The 15,737-nt window shown below is 47.2% G+C and carries 14 protein-coding genes; 4 read left to right on the forward strand and 10 right to left on the reverse strand.

Going from position 1 to position 15,737, the window contains the following annotated elements; all coding sequences use genetic code 11:
• Positions 1–97 precede the first annotated feature (97 nt).
• The 5 genes from yhaM to BN1080_RS11940 form a co-directional block, all read right to left on the reverse strand.
• A complete protein-coding gene (yhaM, locus tag BN1080_RS11920; RefSeq protein ID WP_052652289.1) occupies positions 98–1,039 on the reverse strand; it encodes a 3'-5' exoribonuclease YhaM in 942 nt (313 codons plus the stop codon).
• Positions 1,036–3,867 carry an ATP-binding protein gene (locus tag BN1080_RS11925; RefSeq protein ID WP_052652291.1) on the reverse strand — a complete coding sequence of 944 codons (2,832 nt, stop codon included), beginning with the start codon at positions 3,865–3,867 and terminating at the stop codon, positions 1,036–1,038. The genes yhaM and BN1080_RS11925 overlap by 4 nt, the downstream gene beginning before the upstream one ends.
• A gap of 3 nt (positions 3,868–3,870) precedes the next feature.
• The gene (locus BN1080_RS11930) at positions 3,871–5,088 is read right to left on the reverse strand and encodes a metallophosphoesterase family protein (RefSeq protein ID WP_052652293.1); all 1,218 of its coding nucleotides are present in this window, start codon (positions 5,086–5,088) and stop codon (positions 3,871–3,873) included.
• A 101-nt stretch (positions 5,089–5,189) separates the two neighbouring features.
• Positions 5,190–6,440 carry an ABC transporter permease gene (locus tag BN1080_RS11935; RefSeq protein WP_052652295.1) on the reverse strand — a complete coding sequence of 417 codons (1,251 nt, stop codon included), beginning with the start codon at positions 6,438–6,440 and terminating at the stop codon, positions 5,190–5,192.
• Positions 6,433–7,332, reverse strand: a complete 900-nt coding sequence (locus BN1080_RS11940; RefSeq protein ID WP_052652297.1) for an ABC transporter ATP-binding protein — start codon at positions 7,330–7,332, stop codon at positions 6,433–6,435. The genes BN1080_RS11935 and BN1080_RS11940 overlap by 8 nt, the downstream gene beginning before the upstream one ends.
• A 120-nt stretch (positions 7,333–7,452) precedes the next feature.
• On the opposite strand from BN1080_RS11940, the gene BN1080_RS11945 reads away from it, so the two are divergent.
• Positions 7,453–7,638 carry a YhzD family protein gene (locus BN1080_RS11945; RefSeq protein WP_052652298.1) on the forward strand — a complete coding sequence of 62 codons (186 nt, stop codon included), beginning with the start codon at positions 7,453–7,455 and terminating at the stop codon, positions 7,636–7,638.
• Positions 7,639–7,842: 204 nt separating this feature from the next.
• Here the strand turns inward: BN1080_RS11945 and BN1080_RS11950 are convergent, their stop codons facing one another.
• The 3 genes from BN1080_RS11950 to BN1080_RS11960 all read right to left on the reverse strand — a co-directional run bounded on the left by BN1080_RS11950 (position 7,843) and on the right by BN1080_RS11960 (position 10,226).
• Entirely contained in the window at positions 7,843–8,622 is a 780-nt protein-coding gene (locus BN1080_RS11950; RefSeq protein WP_052652299.1) for an enoyl-CoA hydratase, read from the reverse strand.
• Positions 8,623–8,708: 86 nt separating this feature from the next.
• Positions 8,709–9,056, reverse strand: a complete 348-nt coding sequence (locus BN1080_RS11955) for a YlbF family regulator (RefSeq protein WP_052652301.1) — start codon at positions 9,054–9,056, stop codon at positions 8,709–8,711.
• Positions 9,057–9,068: 12 nt separating this feature from the next.
• The gene (locus BN1080_RS11960; protein WP_324607158.1) at positions 9,069–10,226 is read right to left on the reverse strand and encodes a DUF445 domain-containing protein; all 1,158 of its coding nucleotides are present in this window, start codon (positions 10,224–10,226) and stop codon (positions 9,069–9,071) included.
• Positions 10,227–10,298: 72 nt separating this feature from the next.
• Between BN1080_RS11960 and BN1080_RS11965 the strand changes: the two genes are divergently transcribed.
• The gene (locus BN1080_RS11965; RefSeq protein ID WP_052652303.1) at positions 10,299–10,502 is read left to right on the forward strand and encodes a YheE family protein; all 204 of its coding nucleotides are present in this window, start codon (positions 10,299–10,301) and stop codon (positions 10,500–10,502) included.
• A gap of 108 nt (positions 10,503–10,610) precedes the next feature.
• Here BN1080_RS11965 and BN1080_RS11970 read toward each other — a convergent pair whose 3' ends face one another.
• A complete protein-coding gene (locus BN1080_RS11970) occupies positions 10,611–12,365 on the reverse strand; it encodes an ABC transporter ATP-binding protein (RefSeq protein WP_052652305.1) in 1,755 nt (584 codons plus the stop codon).
• A 2-nt stretch (positions 12,366–12,367) separates the two neighbouring features.
• Entirely contained in the window at positions 12,368–14,104 is a 1,737-nt protein-coding gene (locus tag BN1080_RS11975; RefSeq protein ID WP_052652307.1) for an ABC transporter ATP-binding protein, read from the reverse strand.
• Positions 14,105–14,579: 475 nt separating this feature from the next.
• Between BN1080_RS11975 and BN1080_RS11980 the strand changes: the two genes are divergently transcribed.
• Positions 14,580–15,098, forward strand: coding sequence for a universal stress protein (locus BN1080_RS11980; protein ID WP_052652309.1), 519 nt, complete (start codon positions 14,580–14,582; stop codon positions 15,096–15,098).
• Positions 15,099–15,268: 170 nt separating this feature from the next.
• Positions 15,269–15,703, forward strand: a complete 435-nt coding sequence (locus tag BN1080_RS11985; protein WP_052652311.1) for a low molecular weight phosphatase family protein — start codon at positions 15,269–15,271, stop codon at positions 15,701–15,703.
• Positions 15,704–15,737 lie beyond the last annotated feature (34 nt).

The following is a 15,737-nucleotide window of genomic DNA, read 5'->3' on the forward strand; positions in this document are numbered from 1 at the left end:
AAAAGCGAAAGCGCCCGTCTAGCCTTTACGGGTTTAACTAAATTTTTATTCCATATGAAGAAAAGCCCTTTGCCGAATTGGCAAAGGGCTTTTCTTATTAATCAATGGTCGGTTTGTAGAACGAACGGTTATCCAGCGGGAAGAGGCGTTCTGTGAATTCACCTGGTTTCGTTTTGCCAAGCGCCCGGTCGAGCATCATCATTTTCGCATCGATATTGTCGATATAATGAAGCATCTCCGCTTCTTTGATCATCGGCTTTTTCGGGCTCCCCCACTCTTCTTTGCCGTGATGGGAAAGAATCATATGCTGAAGCAACAGCACTTCTTCACTGTGGATATCCAACTCGTCAGCTGTTTTGGAAATCTCTGTGACCATGATCGAAATATGGCCAAGCAAATTGCCTTCCAGTGTATAAGTTGTCGCAATCGGGCCGGACAATTCAAATACTTTGCCGACATCATGCAGAATGATGCCCGCATATAAAAGGTCCTTGTTCAGGGACGGATAAATTTCGCAAAGCGCTTTCCCCAATTTCAGCATGGAAACCACATGGTCCGCTAAACCGGATGCATAATCGTGGTGATTTCGCGTAGCTGCTGGGAATGTCAGAAACGGCTGCTGGTATTTCTTCAAAATGTGGCGGGTGATCCGCTGGATTTGCGGGTTTTCCATTTCGAATAAATACTGCATTACTTCTTCGAACAATTCGTCTGTGCTCTTTTCCGAAGACGGCATCAAATCCGCGATGGACTGATTTTCTTCCGGTTTTGCCGGACGGATGCTTTTAATGCGCAGTTGATTTTTGCCCCGGTAATTGTGGATTTCTCCTCCTACCCGGACAATTGTCTCTGCTGCAAACAATTTTTCATGTTCATCTTTTGTATCCCATAATTTTGCTTCAATGTCTCCGCTTTTATCCTGCAGTACGAGAGACATGAAAGGATTTCCCGTGGTCGTTACGCCTTTAACCGATTGCTTGATCAGCAAAAATTCATCGATGGTTTCGCCAACCGCTCGCTGTGTGATTCCTTTGCTCATGAAAATACACTCCTTTCGATAGTAGCCACGTCTATTACATAAGCATCAGGCCAAACCTGCTGCATCATTTCATGACACGTAAAATAGACGAACTGGTGGTCTTCTTGCAGCTCTGTTATTAAGTTTATCATTTGCTGGAGCCGCCGGCGATCAAAATGAACAAACGGATCATCCATGATGATCGGGAACGGATGGCTTTCGGCCATCGATACAGCCAACGCCAGCCGCAATGACAAATAAGCCTGTTCTTTTGTCGCTTGGCTCAGTTCGGCAATATGGAATCGCATGCCGTCTTTCCGCACCGCTTCGAAGGAGCCTTCTTGCGTCATTTCCATTCCCCTATAGGAACTGGCAGTCAATTTCTCGAAATAAGTTTGTGCATTTTGAATCACTGCGGGCAAACTTTTTTCTTTCAATTCTTCCATCGTCTGTTTGATCGCTTCCGTGATCGCTTTTCTGGCAGACCATTGTTTGGCCATGTCCGCCAATTCTTCTTTCTTTTCATTGAAAAGCTGCAATTGGACCTCGTAGGCTTCATCGGTCAACAGCTGATTCGTGAACTGCTGTTTTTCAGCTTGCTCGCTCAACAGGGTCCGACGCTCTTCTTTTAGCTGCTGGAGCTTCGCTTCAAGCTGCGAAAGGTCCGATTCTTTCCACTGTTCTCCAGCCGCCTCGGAAACATTTCCGAGAACCTGCAATTGGGACCGGATGGGTGCCAACTCCCTGTCAATTTGCACCTTCTTTTGCCACTCATCCCCCAATAAATAAAACTCATCTACGGTCTGGGCATTGGCTTCAGCCATTAAGCCCTGTTGTTCTTCATGAATTTGCGCCATAAGGGCATGGAGTTGTTCGAGCTCCTGGCGAATAGCCGCTGCCTGTTCTTTCCGCTTTTCCAAGGCCGCCAGCTGCTGCTGCCGCTTATTCATTTCTCCGCGCAGCACCGCATACAATTCATCGGCTGGTGCGGGCCCATCGAGCACATTTTCAGCGTGGGCGAGCCACTCTGCCTGCTCCTGTTCAAGCTCTGCGATTTCTGTTATCATCCGCTGTTCTTTTAAAGCAACCGCATGAATTTCCCGCAATTTCTCAAATAGCCCGAGGACCGTCGACCGGCTTGCATCCGGCGAGAGACCGAGACGCTGCAAGAAATTCTGATAAGCAAAACGCGCTTGCTCGCTGCGTCCTTCTTTGGAAAGCTTGCCGATGGAACGCTTTGCTGCTTCGATTTGTTCAATATAGCCGTCCAATTTGCGGTCATAGCTGTCCAGTCTGTCAATCAATGCCGCATATTCGGTTTCTTTGCCGCCATAGCGGCTTAGCAGAGCTTCCTGTTCGGCTCCAAGCCCCTCAGGCTTCCCTTTTTTCAGCAGGAGCCAAAGTCCGCCAATTGCCCCTAAAAATCCGATAAACGCCAAAAGGTAGTTTGACTGCCATAAACTGATGGCGAGTGTAAGCAAGCCGATTCCCGTTATGGCATAGTTTACGGTCTGGCTATTTGCCGCTTTTTGGGCACGCTTTGCTGCTTGGGCTTCAGCCACTTTAGAGGCAAGCCCTTGCCACTCTTCAGCCATCCTCCGTTCACTTTCACTCGGCTCATTCGACAAGAATAGTTTCAGCTCTTTTTCGGCATCCGCAAGCTTCACTCTTTCTTCTGCCAACTTCCGGTCCGCGTAGCGATTTTCTTCTTCTTCCGTTTCGGCTTGCTGAACGAGAGAGATCAGTTCTTCCTCCCGGCCTAATGAAACGTCTGCTTGAAGTGCTGCCGGCTCTTCCATGCCGATTAACGAAAGCAATCGTCTCCGGTCGTCTTCCAAACGAATGGCTTCTTCCTGCTTCCGGCGAAGTACGGAACGCATTTGATGCCATTCCGATTCACGTGCGAGCAGGGCATTCAACGGCCCGATAGCATCACTGCCGACCTCTTTGCTTATGGTGCTTTCAGCTTCTTTTTCAAGAAATGCCGCTCTCGCCTTTGCTTCAGACAAGCGGTCCATAAGCCGGTCCATCCGCCGCTGCCCATCCGAAGGAAACGCCGTCACAGCCAACGATTCCAGTTCGTTTTGAAGCCCTTTTTCTTTTTCGATCAATGGTGCTGCCTGCTGCTGCTTTTCGATTTTCTTTATTTCTTCGCTTGCTCGATCTTCTTCTTCATCGATCAAACGGAGGCGCTGCTCGATTTCCTGAAGACGCCCGATATAAGGGCGGTACAGCTCAGCACGGCTTCGAAGCCCTTTCAGTTCCGCTTCCATCGCCCGGAGCTCTTCAACCAGCTGATTGATTTCAGGATTGCGCCCTGTTTTTTTAAAGATGCCGGCCATTTCTTTTTCCACTCGGTCTTCGAGTTTCGTAATGGCATCGATGCCGGTCGTCCCGGAGGCCAGTAAAGTCCGGCTCAACTCCTCTTCCGTCATTTTTTCCAAGCCCTGCAGTTCATGGATGGAAAATGAAAACACCGATTCAAAAGCCGCCCGGTCGTAATCCCGCAAAAGCATTTTCAATTCGGCATCCGATCCGCGTGTGCCGTCTTCAAAATAGACAGTGACTTCCCCGGCCGCTTTGCCTTTCACTCTTTCCACTATGACTTTGCCGTAAACCGGATCGGTGAGATGCAATTGCCCGCCATACTTTCCTCCCGCTTTCGGCTCATAGCGCTGCAAGTTCTGTGTGCGCAGCGGGTAGCCGAATAAAGTCTGGACAATAAATTGCTGGATGGTGGTTTTTCCGGCTTCATTGGCCCCGTACAACAAGGTCATCCGGCCATTCAAATCAATGCTTAAATCCTGGTGTTTGCCAAATCCGTAAATGATGGCTTTTTCTATTTTCATCTTCTACTCCCCCATCCGGACATTTCGGCGGATTTTCTGAATAGCGGCTGCTTGAATATCAACGGTTTCCCGGTCGCTTAACGGTTCAAGAAAACGGCTGCCTTTTGGGTGCCGATACAAATCCTTTAATGCATTTTTCCAATCAGCCAATTGCCAGGAATCCATTGCCGCTATAATTTTCTCGGCCAATGGTGAGATTTCAAAAACTTCTTGCCCCAATTCAATTTCGATGGAAGAAAGCCAGACAAACGTCTCCAGTTCTTCCAACGCTTCCTGGAGCGTCTCCCTTAATTCTTTTTCCGTCACTTCTTCAAAAAGTTCTTTGGCTCCTTCATCTACATCAGCCAAGTTCAACTGGAGGATGGAAGGGCCATGCTCTATCAAATGATGCTCTACACTGTTTCTGCAGGCATCTATCAGTTCGTTCATGTGCATGATGCCCCCGCATGCGATGGAAAGGCCATCAAATTGAACCGCTGAAACCGGCACAAACTGAAGGCTTGTGCCTGATTTGGAAAGCGAAACATCGTAGAACCCTTTTGTCCCTGATTCGTTTTTATGGCGTCCTTGAATATTGCCCGGGTAGACAATGGATGGGTTGTGATGCAGTTCTTCCCGCTTATGGATGTGGCCAAGCGCCCAATAATCGTAGTTTTTTTCAAGCAATTGCTGCTTCGTAAACGGGGCATAAACCGCATGAGCCGTTTCCCCGTCCATGCTGCCGTGAAGCATCCCGATATAAAAAGCTCCTGATTCTTCAGCAGGCAAAAAATCCTGGATCATCGCTCGTTTCACATGGCGTTCCCCGTAGCTGAACCCGGAAATGATCGCTTCTCCGTTTCGCGTCGCCAATCTTATCTGCGAAACGTCAGGACCAAATACATGGACATTTTCCGGCAATTCGAAGCGCACCCATTGGCCGCTCAAATGATCGTGGTTGCCGTATCCAAGCACGACCGGAATTCCGGCATCCGCTAAACGTTCCATCCCTTGCTGGAATCGGTGCTGCGCTCGGATGCTCCGGTCTTCACCATCGTAAATGTCGCCTGCAATCAATACAAAATCAGGTGTTTCTTTTATTGCGTAGTCGATTAAACGGTCAAACGCGGCATACGTGCTGTTTTTCACGAATTGCCATTGTTCTTTTTTCAAGCCTTTCATCCCGCTGAAAGGGCTCCCTAAGTGCAAATCAGCCGTATGGATAAATCGAATATCGCCCATAATTCTACTCCTTCGGAAACCGAATATTTGTTCCTATTTTACCATGACCCAGAACGAAAAAAAACTGTTTACCGGAAACTTCCGGCAAACAGCTGGGCCTCTTATTTTTGATTGCCTAAACGAATCGCTTTTTTAATGTCTTTCAACGATTGGGAAGAGCCGTACATCAATACGCCGCCGCGGTAAACGCGGGCGCCGAACCAGCCGAGCAAACCGATGGTCACGAGCATGATGCCGATCGACAGGAGCGGTTCCCATAACGGAATGTCCAGCATCCCTACCCGCAAAAACATGACGAGCGGAGCAAAAAACGGGATGAAGGAAGTGACCGTAACAAAAGAGGCTTCCGGAACGGAAATCCCTGAAAAGGCAATCAATGAAGCGACGACGATCAGCATCATCATCGGCAGCATCAATTGCTGGACGTCTTCGGTGCGGCTGACAAGTGAACCGAGCAAAGCGGCGAGCACCGCATATAGGAAATAACCCAATAAAAAGAACAGGACGGCAAAAAGGAACGTGCTGATTTTGACATTGGAAAAGCCGAATACGCTAAAGGCGCCTTCCGTCAATACCGTGCCGGCTGTTTTCATCGCCAAATAGCCGGAAAGCCCAAAAATCAGCATCTGCAAAATCCCCAGTGTGCCGATGCCTGCGATCTTTGCAAACATATGCTTGACGGGTGAAACACTGGAAATTAAAATTTCCATGACACGGGAAGATTTTTCGTTCGCCACTTCCATGGCGATCATATTCGGATAGTATATAACCGCGATATAAATGAGCAAAATTAAAATGTAGACCAGCCCGCGCGCCTGGCTCAACTCTTCCTGGGATTTGGAGGATTCCGACAGCGCTTCCCGTTCAAATGCAACCGGTGCAAAAAGCTGTCCGACTTCGCTTTCGCTCAATCCTAGGCTTTCTGCCGCCACGGCTGTCTGAAGTGATTGGACAGCTTGTTCCACTTCATTGCCGCTTCCAAGTTCATTGGCGGATTCCGACACATAGCGTGCTTTCAGCGAACCTTCCTGTTCGAGCACAAGGTAAGCCTCAACTGTCCCTTCTGAGATGCTTTTCCTTAGCTCGGCTTCTGCCAAATCCGTCGGCATCGCCTGGACATCGCTGCCCAGCTGATCCAATTGGGCTTGCAGAATCGGCGTGAGTTCCCCGCTTTCATCAACCACATGAAGCACATTTCCATCTTCATCCGACCCTTGAAAAACTTCAATGATATTTGATAAATTTGCCAGCAGGAAAAAAGCAGCGACGACAATCAATGTGGTGATGATAAACGATTTGGTCTTGGCCTTCGTTAAAAAGGACTGCTTAAAGATAATCCAGAAACTATGCATAGGCTTTCCCTACTTTCGAAATGAAGATTTCTTCCAAAGACGGTTCTTCAATCGCAAAGTGGCGAAGTTTTCCGAGCTTCATCGACTCGTTCAGCAAACGATCGGCTGTCTCTTCATCGGTAATCTGAAATAAGGCGCCGTCGTGGGTTTTTGTAAACTGGACGACTCCGGCGGTATCTTTTAAGGAAGTAAGATCCTCATCCATTTTAATTCGGACATTCTGCTTGCCGAATGACCGTTTGACTTCCCGGATCGAACCACCGAGCACCACTTTTCCTTGGTCCATAATTGTCATATTGTCGCAAAGTTCTTCCACATGGTCCATGCGGTGGCTGGAAAATACGATTGTGGCTCCTTGCTTCTGAAAATCCAAGATCGCGCTTTTCAGCATTTCCACATTCACCGGATCCAATCCTGAGAAAGGCTCATCCAATATGAGCAGCGACGGATTATGGAGCAGCGACGCAATCAATTGGATTTTCTGCTGATTCCCTTTTGACAATTCCTCCACTTTCTTTGCTGCATAATGCGGTACTTGAAAACGTTCAAGCCAGACAAGCGCTTCCTGTTTCGCTTTTGAAGCCGGCATCTTCCGGAGCTGCGCCAGATACACCAATTGATCCAAGACTTTCATTTTCGGATAAAGTCCCCGCTCTTCCGGCAAATAGCCGATTTCCGGACTTGCTGCATACGTAATAGGCTGGCCTTTCCACGTAATCACACCCGCATTCGGATTCAACAACCCAAGAATCATGCGGAAAGAAGTCGTTTTTCCAGCCCCATTTGCTCCCAAAAAACCATGCATCTGCCCTTGTTCAACCGTCAACGACAAATCATCTACTGCTGTAAAATCACCGAATTTTTTTGTGGCATGCTCGATGGATAATGTCATTCTCATTCCTCCTCTTCCTTTAATACGCCGCAAGTTTTGAAATGTTTCAAAAGCGGAGGACTTTTTCCACAAAACCCGATATACTTAAAATGAATAACCATTCAGAAGGAGTTGTCTAGCATGAGAACCTATAAACTGACGGCCTATGAGCAAACCGGCAAATTAATCGTGGAAGAAACGTTTACTGCAGAAAATGACGAGCAGGCAAAAGATAAAGGGCGGGCATTGCTTGAAGAAAAAGAATTGACCAACCAAACTCATCGTTTGGCTTCGCCAGCTGGCAAGTTGCTGCTGTTCCATTCATAAAATTTTGAACGCCATCCGTTAAGCAGCGGGTGGCGTTTTATCGTTTTTTCTTTTTTGATTTGGCTGAACGCGCGTATTTTTATTTGAACGCACGCATTTTCTCCTGAGCGAGCGTATTCCTCTTTGAACGCGCGCATTTCCTGCCGAACGCGCGCAACTATCCCATAAAGAAAAAAGCATGGCAAGATTGCCATGCTTTCCATGCTACAGCCCTTTAAATTCTGGTTTGCGCTTCTCAACAAAAGCTTGAATCCCTTCCAGGTGGTCTCCACTTTTGCGCATCGCCGACTGGGCTTTCGCTTCCATTTCCAAAACGGCTTCAAGCTCGCGGACTTTCAATTGGTGAAGGATTTCTTTGGACGCAAGCCTTGCCTGGACAGGAGAACTCAATACTTCCGCAGCATACGCTTCTGCATGCTCCATTGCCCGCCCCTCTGCCGTCACTTCTTCGATCAGCCCTTTCGCCAGCGCATCATGTGCTTTCAGCGTCTGTCCAGCCCATATCAATTGCTTCGCTTTCGGGACGCCGACGCGTTCTTTCATGAAGAAATGCCCGCCGCCATCCGGTACGAGGCCGATGCCGATGAAATTCATGGCGAGTTTGCTGTTTTCTTCTGCGATCACGTGGTCGCAAGCGAGTGCCATACTAAAGCCGAGACCCGCTGATGCGCCATGGATTGCCGCAATCGTAATTTGCGGCAAGGTATAAAGCGCTTTCGCAAGCTTCGTCACTTCTTTCATGACCAGGTCGATGTCCATCGGATTTTCAGGATCCATCATTTCTTTAATGTCTCCGCCTGCAGAAAAGGCTCTTCCTTCTCCGTGGATAATCAACACTTGCAAGCTTTTTTCATTCAACAGCGACTCGAAACAATCAGCCAACTCTTTCATCATCGTGCCGTTCATCGCGTTCATCGATTTTGGCCGGTTTAATTTTAAGTAAGCTGTGCGCCCTTGCTTGGTTAATTCGATTGTTTCATACATACAAAAAGACACCCTTCCGTAAAATGAATTATCATTCATCTTACGTATTCGGTGTCTCTAAAGGAAATCCCTTTAATTTTGTGAGATTACATTGATTCGTATAAAGATTGAACAGGTTTGATCAAGACGCGGTTCACTTCATCAATGATTTGGCTAAGTCCCATTTCGGCTTCAAGCATAGCCAAGATTTTCGGGTTGCCTTGAGCTGCTTGAGCTGTTGCTTGCGCGCTCATCATTTCTTCTTCTGTGATTTCTTCGCCTTGTGCTTGTTTTTGCTGAAGCGTCATTTGAAGATCGCGGAAGCCTTTGAATAAATCGTTGGCTTCTGCATCTGCTGTCACAGCTTCCACTGCCGCTTGCAATTTTGTGAATTCCTCCGTGTTGCGGAATGTACTTTCCAATTTGTTGATGTCGTCATAAATGTTTACTGCCATTATGATTCTCCTCTACATTGTATTCAGCGCGATGCTTAAGAATCCTTGGACGATCCCGATGATTCCCCCAAGCAAAAACCCAAGCGCTGTAATCATTTTCAATTCCCTTTGCGAAATCCCAAGAACGAGTTCTTCGAGGCGGCTTAACGGCAGAGAATCGACTTGCTCTTTTACCATGCCTTCCATGTTGATCTTCTGCAAGGCTTCTTCCAATTTCTCTTCCCCTTGCTGGAAACCGAAGTCCACAACAAGCGGGATGATGTTTGCACTTGTCCATTCTAACCCGTTCGGCCAAGTCTCTGCAAGTGTCGCATCCAGGCGGCCTTTAATGTCCGCTGTTTCTTTCACATATTCTTTAACTGCGCCGATTGCCGGTTCAAAGTCAAACTCCTTCAAGAAGTCATCCGCTTTGCGGTTTTGCAGCTTTTCCCACTCCCCGTAAGCAAGCGTGATGACCAGCTCAAACGTGCGCGGCGAATTCAAGAATTTGATGATTTCCGGCTGGATGCGGTCGACAATGCTCTTCGACTCGCCAAGCAAGGAATGAAGCATATTGCCGAATCTTCCGCGGGAAGATAAAAATTCGTCGATGAATGTCTTGATTGTCTGGCGCCCTTCCAATGAAGCAAAATAATCCGATCCTTGGTCGATGGCATATTTAACGCCTTGGATCATCTTTTGCTCCGTTTCATCGCGCCAATTCTCAGGCATCAATTCTTTAATGGTTTTGCCTTCCACATAATTGCGGATCGACACCGTCTGGCGGTCTACCAATTCATCAAGCTTCGCTTCAATTTTTAAATCCAAGCCCCCTTGGCCCGCGCCTTCCAACCAGTCATTTAAGGTTTTTGGCGAATGAAAAACGTGCATTTCCAATTGCTTCCGAATCCATCTTTCAGCTTTATTGCGCATCTCTTCATTGAAAAAACGTTTTTTAAATGTTTCCGGCGTCAGCAAATGCTGGACGATGGTGCGGCCCAGCTGCGTCGATAATTCGTCTCGCCGCTTCGGAATCAGCCCCGGTGTAAAGGGCAATCGCCAGTTTCCGATATAGACCGCTTTATACGGCCGGAAAAGCATCTTTATCGCGATAAAGTTGGTAATCCCACCGATCAACGCACCCAAAATCGCCATCAACGCAACCGTCACTAAAATATTCAAGACCTTCACTCATTTCTTTTTGTCTTTGTGAATCGCTTCTCATCCCCTATAATGGAGAGAAGAACTTAAAGGAGGATTTACATGCTTCAGCACTTTAAATTTAAACCCATGTTTGAAAACCGCCAGCTGCCTGGCTGGATTGTTTCTTTCTTCTATAAGAACGAACGCATTACTGGAGAATACCATCCGGATGGATCGATTGTCTGGGTCTCCAAAGAACCTCAAGATGCGGAACAGGTCAAAACTATGATCCACGAATTGATGCTCTTCCATGTATACGATTAATGCGCTGGAAAGTTCCGGCGCTTTTTTATTATATGTAACCGAAAGAAAATTTAACAGCAATAGCTATTAGGCTTAAATTCCTGAACAATAAAAAAAGGGAAAGCCCTCTTACCCAACAATTTGGGTAGGAGACATCCCTGATTGAATTTGATACATCTGATAATATTGGCCGCCGAGTTTCATCAGTTCATCATGTGAACCTGCTTCGGCAATCCGGCCGTGGTCCAGTACCAAAATGCGGTCCGCATTTTTAATCGTTGACAGACGGTGGGCAATAATAAAGGTGGTCCGCCCTTTTTTCAGCACTTCCATCGCATGCTGGATGATTTCTTCCGTTTCTGTATCGATATTCGAAGTGGCTTCATCCAAAATGAGGATCGCCGGATCGAATGCGAGCGCCCGCGCAAATGATACCAATTGGCGCTGGCCGGAAGACAAGGTGCTTCCTTTTTCGACAACCGGTTCGTCAATGCCTTTCGGCAAATGCTTCAATACCCGCTCGCCGCCGACCGCAGCCAGCGCTTCTTCCACTCGTTGCCGCGAAATCCGCGAATCGCCGAGTGTGATATTGGATTCAATCGTTCCGGTGAACAAATAAGGGTCTTGCAAAACAATGCCCATATGTTCCCGGACCGCTTGGCGCGTCATATCGTTGATGTTCATGCCATCAATTTTAATGGCGCCTTCTGTGACATCATAGAAGCGGAACAATAAGTTCATAATGGAACTTTTTCCGGATCCCGTATGCCCTACTAATGCCACGGTCTCCCCTTGCTTCGCTTCAAACGAAATATCCTTCAGCACATATTCATCTTCCTCATAAGCAAACCAGACGTTTTCAAACCGTACATTTCCGCGGTAGCGGGCAATTTTCTCATCGCTGACCGGTTCGCCGGTGCGGTCAAGCAAACGGAAAACCCGTTCTGCCGCAACCAACGCCTGCTCCAATTTCGCAAACTGGTTGACGATTCCGCTGATCGGATTGAACAAGCGGATAATGTAATCGACAAACGCGTATAAAACGCCGACCGTGACAGCCGAATTGACGCTCATCGAAGCCGTGCCGAAATACCAGATGAAGAGAATAAAGATGAGCGAACGCAAAACGCCGACCATGTTATGGGAAGCCGTTGCTTCCAAAATCAAGAGTTTTTGCTGGAATTTATAATGCTTATCATTCAATTCCTCGAATTCATTTTTCATCAGTTTTTCGCGGCGGAAAGCCTGGATGATGGTCATGCCTTGAATCGATTCGTTGATGATCGCGTTCATATCGCTCAATTTTTCGCGGACGACATGATTGTATTTCGCTGCGAACTTCCGGTAGACCAGCATCCAGCCATACAGCAGCGGAATCAACACGAGCATCATCGAAGCCAGCTGCCAGTCCAAATAGAACAAGGCGGCGTAAATTCCGGCCATATACATGAAGCTCGTGGCAAATTGAGATAACACCGTCACAAACAGTTCCCGGATTGCTTCTGTATCATTCGTGATCCGGGAAACGACTTTTCCTGCAGGAAGGCTATCAAAATAGCGGATCGGCAAGGTCTGGACATGCTCGAAGACATCATTCCGCATCTTTTTGATAATGCTGTTCGCCCCTTTTTGCAGGAAGATATATTCCAAATACCGGAAGATTGACGCGACTACCCCAAGCCCTAAGAAAATGGCCAATAGGTAAGCAATCGGTTCAAAATTCACGGTTCCGTTTGCCGGGGCAATGTGGTTATCGATGATTTCCTTTGCAATGAGCGGCGCTGCCAAGTCGGCTGCCACTGCTACCGCTAAGAGCATCAAGCCCCCAAGCAAAATCTTTTTAAATTGCATAGCGTATTTAATTAAACGTTTTCCTGTCCCCATTTTTACACCTCCTCGATCTGCTGTCGGAGGTATTGCTCATTGTACCAACCTTTAGCTTTCAGCAAATCTTCATGGGTTCCTTCTTCGATGACTTTTCCGTCATCCAGTACGACGATCCAATCTGCATGGTGTACAGCAGATAGACGATGCGTCGTAATTATGGTCGTTTTCCCGGCTCTTTCCGCCTGGATATTCTCGATGATTTTCGCTTCCGTTTTCGCATCTACAGCAGAAAGCGAATCATCCAAAATAAGGATTTCCGGATTCTTAATGAGTGCCCGGGCAATCGAAATGCGCTGCTTCTGTCCACCCGATAAAGCGACACCCTTTTCTCCGACCAAGGTGTCCAAACCATTCGGCAGCATCGCCAAATCTTTCTCAAAGTGAGACAAGCGAATGGCCTGATCAATATCTTCCGCTGTCGCATCCGATTTGCCGAAAAGGATATTGGCGCGGATGGTGCGGGAGAACAGCACATGGTCTTGCGGCACATAGCCGATCCAGCCGCGAAGCTGGTCTTTCGATAGATCGCTCAAATCGATGCCGTTCATCGAGATCGAGCCGTCGCCGAGTGGATACTCCCGCATCAATTGTTTGACGAAAGTCGTTTTTCCGCTTCCCGTCTTCCCGACGATCCCGAGCGTCTGCCCGCTGTTCATCGACAAATTAATGCCTTGCAGGTTGATCGAACTGGATTGCGGATACGTGAAATTGAAATCCCGGAAACCGATATGCTCGGGTTTTTCCGTAAAGACCGGATGCTCCGGATCAACTACATCTTCCTTGTAATCCAAGGTTTCATTGACCCGGTCGAGAGACGCATTGCCTCGCTGCAAGGTGTTGATCAATTCTCCAATGGCGAACATCGGCCAAACGATCATTCCTAAGTAGACGTTGAATGCGACCAGATCGCCGAGCGTCATGCTGCCTTCGGCGACTAAGAAAGCCCCGTAGCCAAGCCCGATCATATAGCTGATTGTCGTCAGCACTTTTGTTACCGGCGCAAATAAAGCGTCGATCCGTTCAACGGCCATGTTTTTTTCATAGACATCTTCGGTCATCGCGGCGAAATCTTTTTCGGAAGACCGTTCCTGCACATAAGCCCGGACGACCCGGACGCCGCCTACCGATTCCAATACGCTGTCATTCATGTCACCGAATGCATCCTGGGCCGCCATATAGCGCACATGAATTTTCTTGCCCAATATTTGCACGATGATTGCCAGGATCGGCAACGGAATCAACGCAAAGAAAGTCAATTCCCATGACACCAGGTAGCCCATGGCTACGATGATTGTTGCCATATAAAGCGTCGAATCGACAAGCGTCAAAATACCGAATCCCGCTGTTTCCGAAATCGCCCGCAAGTCATTGGTGGCACGCGCCATCAAATCCCCGGTCCGGTTCTTTTCAAAGAACGTCGGGGTCATCTTCAAGAAATGCCCCATCAAACTCGACCGGAGCTGCCGCTCGATGACATAAGCGCCGCCGAACAACTGGTATTGCCAGACAAAATTGATGAGATACGCGAGGACCATCGAAATGGCCAACACGCCGACATATTGCCAAAGCAAAAGAACCGTTAACTGCTCTTGGGCAATGGAATCGATAGCGACTCCGATCAGCCAAGGCGGGATAATTTCAAGGATATTCGCAATAAATAGAAGTCCAACTGCAATGGTGTAGCGCAGCCAATTTTCTTTAAAAAACCATCTTAATTTCCATAAAACACTAAACATTTCTTATTCCTTCTCTCTTCTTCGATTTTAACTAATCGCCTTCTAGCGATTCCTTGATCATGATTTTCCGTTGTTGAAGTGTTTTCATCTTCATTCTCTCCTTCGATCTTTTATTTATTTAAACAGCAATCGCCGATTAAACCCAAAAAAGCGCACACCTATTTTTAGGCGCACGCGCATGAAAAAAAGGCAGGTTTGCAGACCTGCCCCTGGATATCCAATTACCGAATTAATTCAACGGGAAAATTTGGGCCGATCTGACAATGCTATTAAGTTTGATGAATGTACCAATGCTACTTTTTTCATTGCCATAACCTCCCTTTTCTCCGATTTAGTACTTTAAGATTACCACCAACAATTTTGAATTGTCAAGATTTTTCGAATATATTTTTTCAAACTTACTGACAGCGGATGTTTTTCTCAATTGATTGGAGGGTAGTTTATGAGTAAAGAAGCAGGATAGGAGGAACTCCATATGTATCAGAATCTTGCAGTTGCCTATGACGGATCTGATGGCAGTAAAATTGCGTTGGAAAAAGCGCTTGATATTAAAAAGTCCTTTCCTGAAAGCAAATTGAACGTAATTTATGTCAACGAAGAAGTGAGGGAAAGCATCGGATTCATGGAAGCCGGCGGCGCTTCTGCTCCGGTGGTGTCTGCGAATGTAGACAGCAATTATGCCCAGTTCATGCCCCCGGAAATCGGCGAGGAGGGATACCGCGTTCCAAAGGATTATGCAGACGACTCCATTGGGTTTTCAAAGCATATGCATAATTCGATCCAGCAGCAGCTTGATGCCCATCAAATAGAAGGCAATGTACTGGCGCTCGAGGGCAATGCGGCTAAAATGATTCCAGCATTCATCGAAGAACAGCAAATCGATTTGCTGATTATCGGCAACAGCGGAAAATCAGGCCTCCAAAAGTTCTTCGTCGGATCTGTCAGCAAGAAACTATTGAAAGAAGCATCTTGTTCCGTGCTAGTGGTCAAGTAAAGGGGAAGCCTGGTCCACGAGCTTAGAAATAAGCTTTGGCGGCCAGGCTTCCTTATTGCTCCCAAACTTTCAATAAAACCACATAAAAATATTAGTTTACAAATATTACAGATGGGTAAACATTACTAATAGAAAAAAAGAAAATTGAATAAAGGAAGAAGGGCACAGCTATGACTAAACATACGGTCTATTTCCTGTCTCCGCAGCAGCATCGCGGGCTCATGGCTGAAATTTGGGCCAACCGCCTCAATCTCCCCGATTGGGATATTCGGAGCGCTGCATGGAGCCAGCCATTACAATCAGAGACCCCATATGAAATCATGAAAGAAATTGTTCTGGACGTACCTGACGTAGAACCGCGCTTTTACGATTCAAAAGAAGTGAGCGAAGCGGACTTGATCGTCGCCTTGCATGATGGTGATTTTGAATCTGCTGACATTCCTTCCGACTTGCCTGCACAAAAGTTGGTCCGCTGGAATATCCGCAATCCCGAACTGCGCGCATCGGACGAGTCGGAACAATGGGCGATTTACCAGGAAGTCTGCGATGAAATTGCCATGAATATAAAAGGCTTGGAACCTTATTTCCGGTCTAACTATATGTAAAACCCTCTACTTGATGGCCAAGTGGAGGGTTTTA

It is taken from the genome of Planococcus massiliensis (assembly GCF_000821325.1).
Lineage (GTDB): Bacteria > Bacillota > Bacilli > Bacillales_A > Planococcaceae > Planococcus > Planococcus ruber.

What these genes read in the sequence shown, in the direction of transcription:
- BN1080_RS11945 (WP_052652298.1), top strand. Translation starts at nt 7,453, where the DNA reads ATGAGAACCTATAAACTGACGGCCTATGAGCAAACCGGCAAATTAATC.
- BN1080_RS11970 (WP_052652305.1), bottom strand. Translation starts at nt 12,365, where the DNA reads ATGGGGACAGGAAAACGTTTAATTAAATACGCTATGCAATTTAAAAAG.
- BN1080_RS11965 (WP_052652303.1), top strand. Translation starts at nt 10,299, where the DNA reads ATGCTTCAGCACTTTAAATTTAAACCCATGTTTGAAAACCGCCAGCTG.
- BN1080_RS11930 (WP_052652293.1), bottom strand. Translation starts at nt 5,088, where the DNA reads ATGGGCGATATTCGATTTATCCATACGGCTGATTTGCACTTAGGGAGC.
- BN1080_RS11940 (WP_052652297.1), bottom strand. Translation starts at nt 7,332, where the DNA reads ATGACATTATCCATCGAGCATGCCACAAAAAAATTCGGTGATTTTACA.
- BN1080_RS11935 (WP_052652295.1), bottom strand. Translation starts at nt 6,440, where the DNA reads ATGCATAGTTTCTGGATTATCTTTAAGCAGTCCTTTTTAACGAAGGCC.
- yhaM (WP_052652289.1), bottom strand. Translation starts at nt 1,039, where the DNA reads ATGAGCAAAGGAATCACACAGCGAGCGGTTGGCGAAACCATCGATGAA.
- BN1080_RS11925 (WP_052652291.1), bottom strand. Translation starts at nt 3,867, where the DNA reads ATGAAAATAGAAAAAGCCATCATTTACGGATTTGGCAAACACCAGGAT.
- BN1080_RS11950 (WP_052652299.1), bottom strand. Translation starts at nt 8,622, where the DNA reads ATGTATGAAACAATCGAATTAACCAAGCAAGGGCGCACAGCTTACTTA.
- BN1080_RS11985 (WP_052652311.1), top strand. Translation starts at nt 15,269, where the DNA reads ATGACTAAACATACGGTCTATTTCCTGTCTCCGCAGCAGCATCGCGGG.
- BN1080_RS11975 (WP_052652307.1), bottom strand. Translation starts at nt 14,104, where the DNA reads ATGTTTAGTGTTTTATGGAAATTAAGATGGTTTTTTAAAGAAAATTGG.
- BN1080_RS11980 (WP_052652309.1), top strand. Translation starts at nt 14,580, where the DNA reads ATGTATCAGAATCTTGCAGTTGCCTATGACGGATCTGATGGCAGTAAA.
- BN1080_RS11955 (WP_052652301.1), bottom strand. Translation starts at nt 9,056, where the DNA reads ATGGCAGTAAACATTTATGACGACATCAACAAATTGGAAAGTACATTC.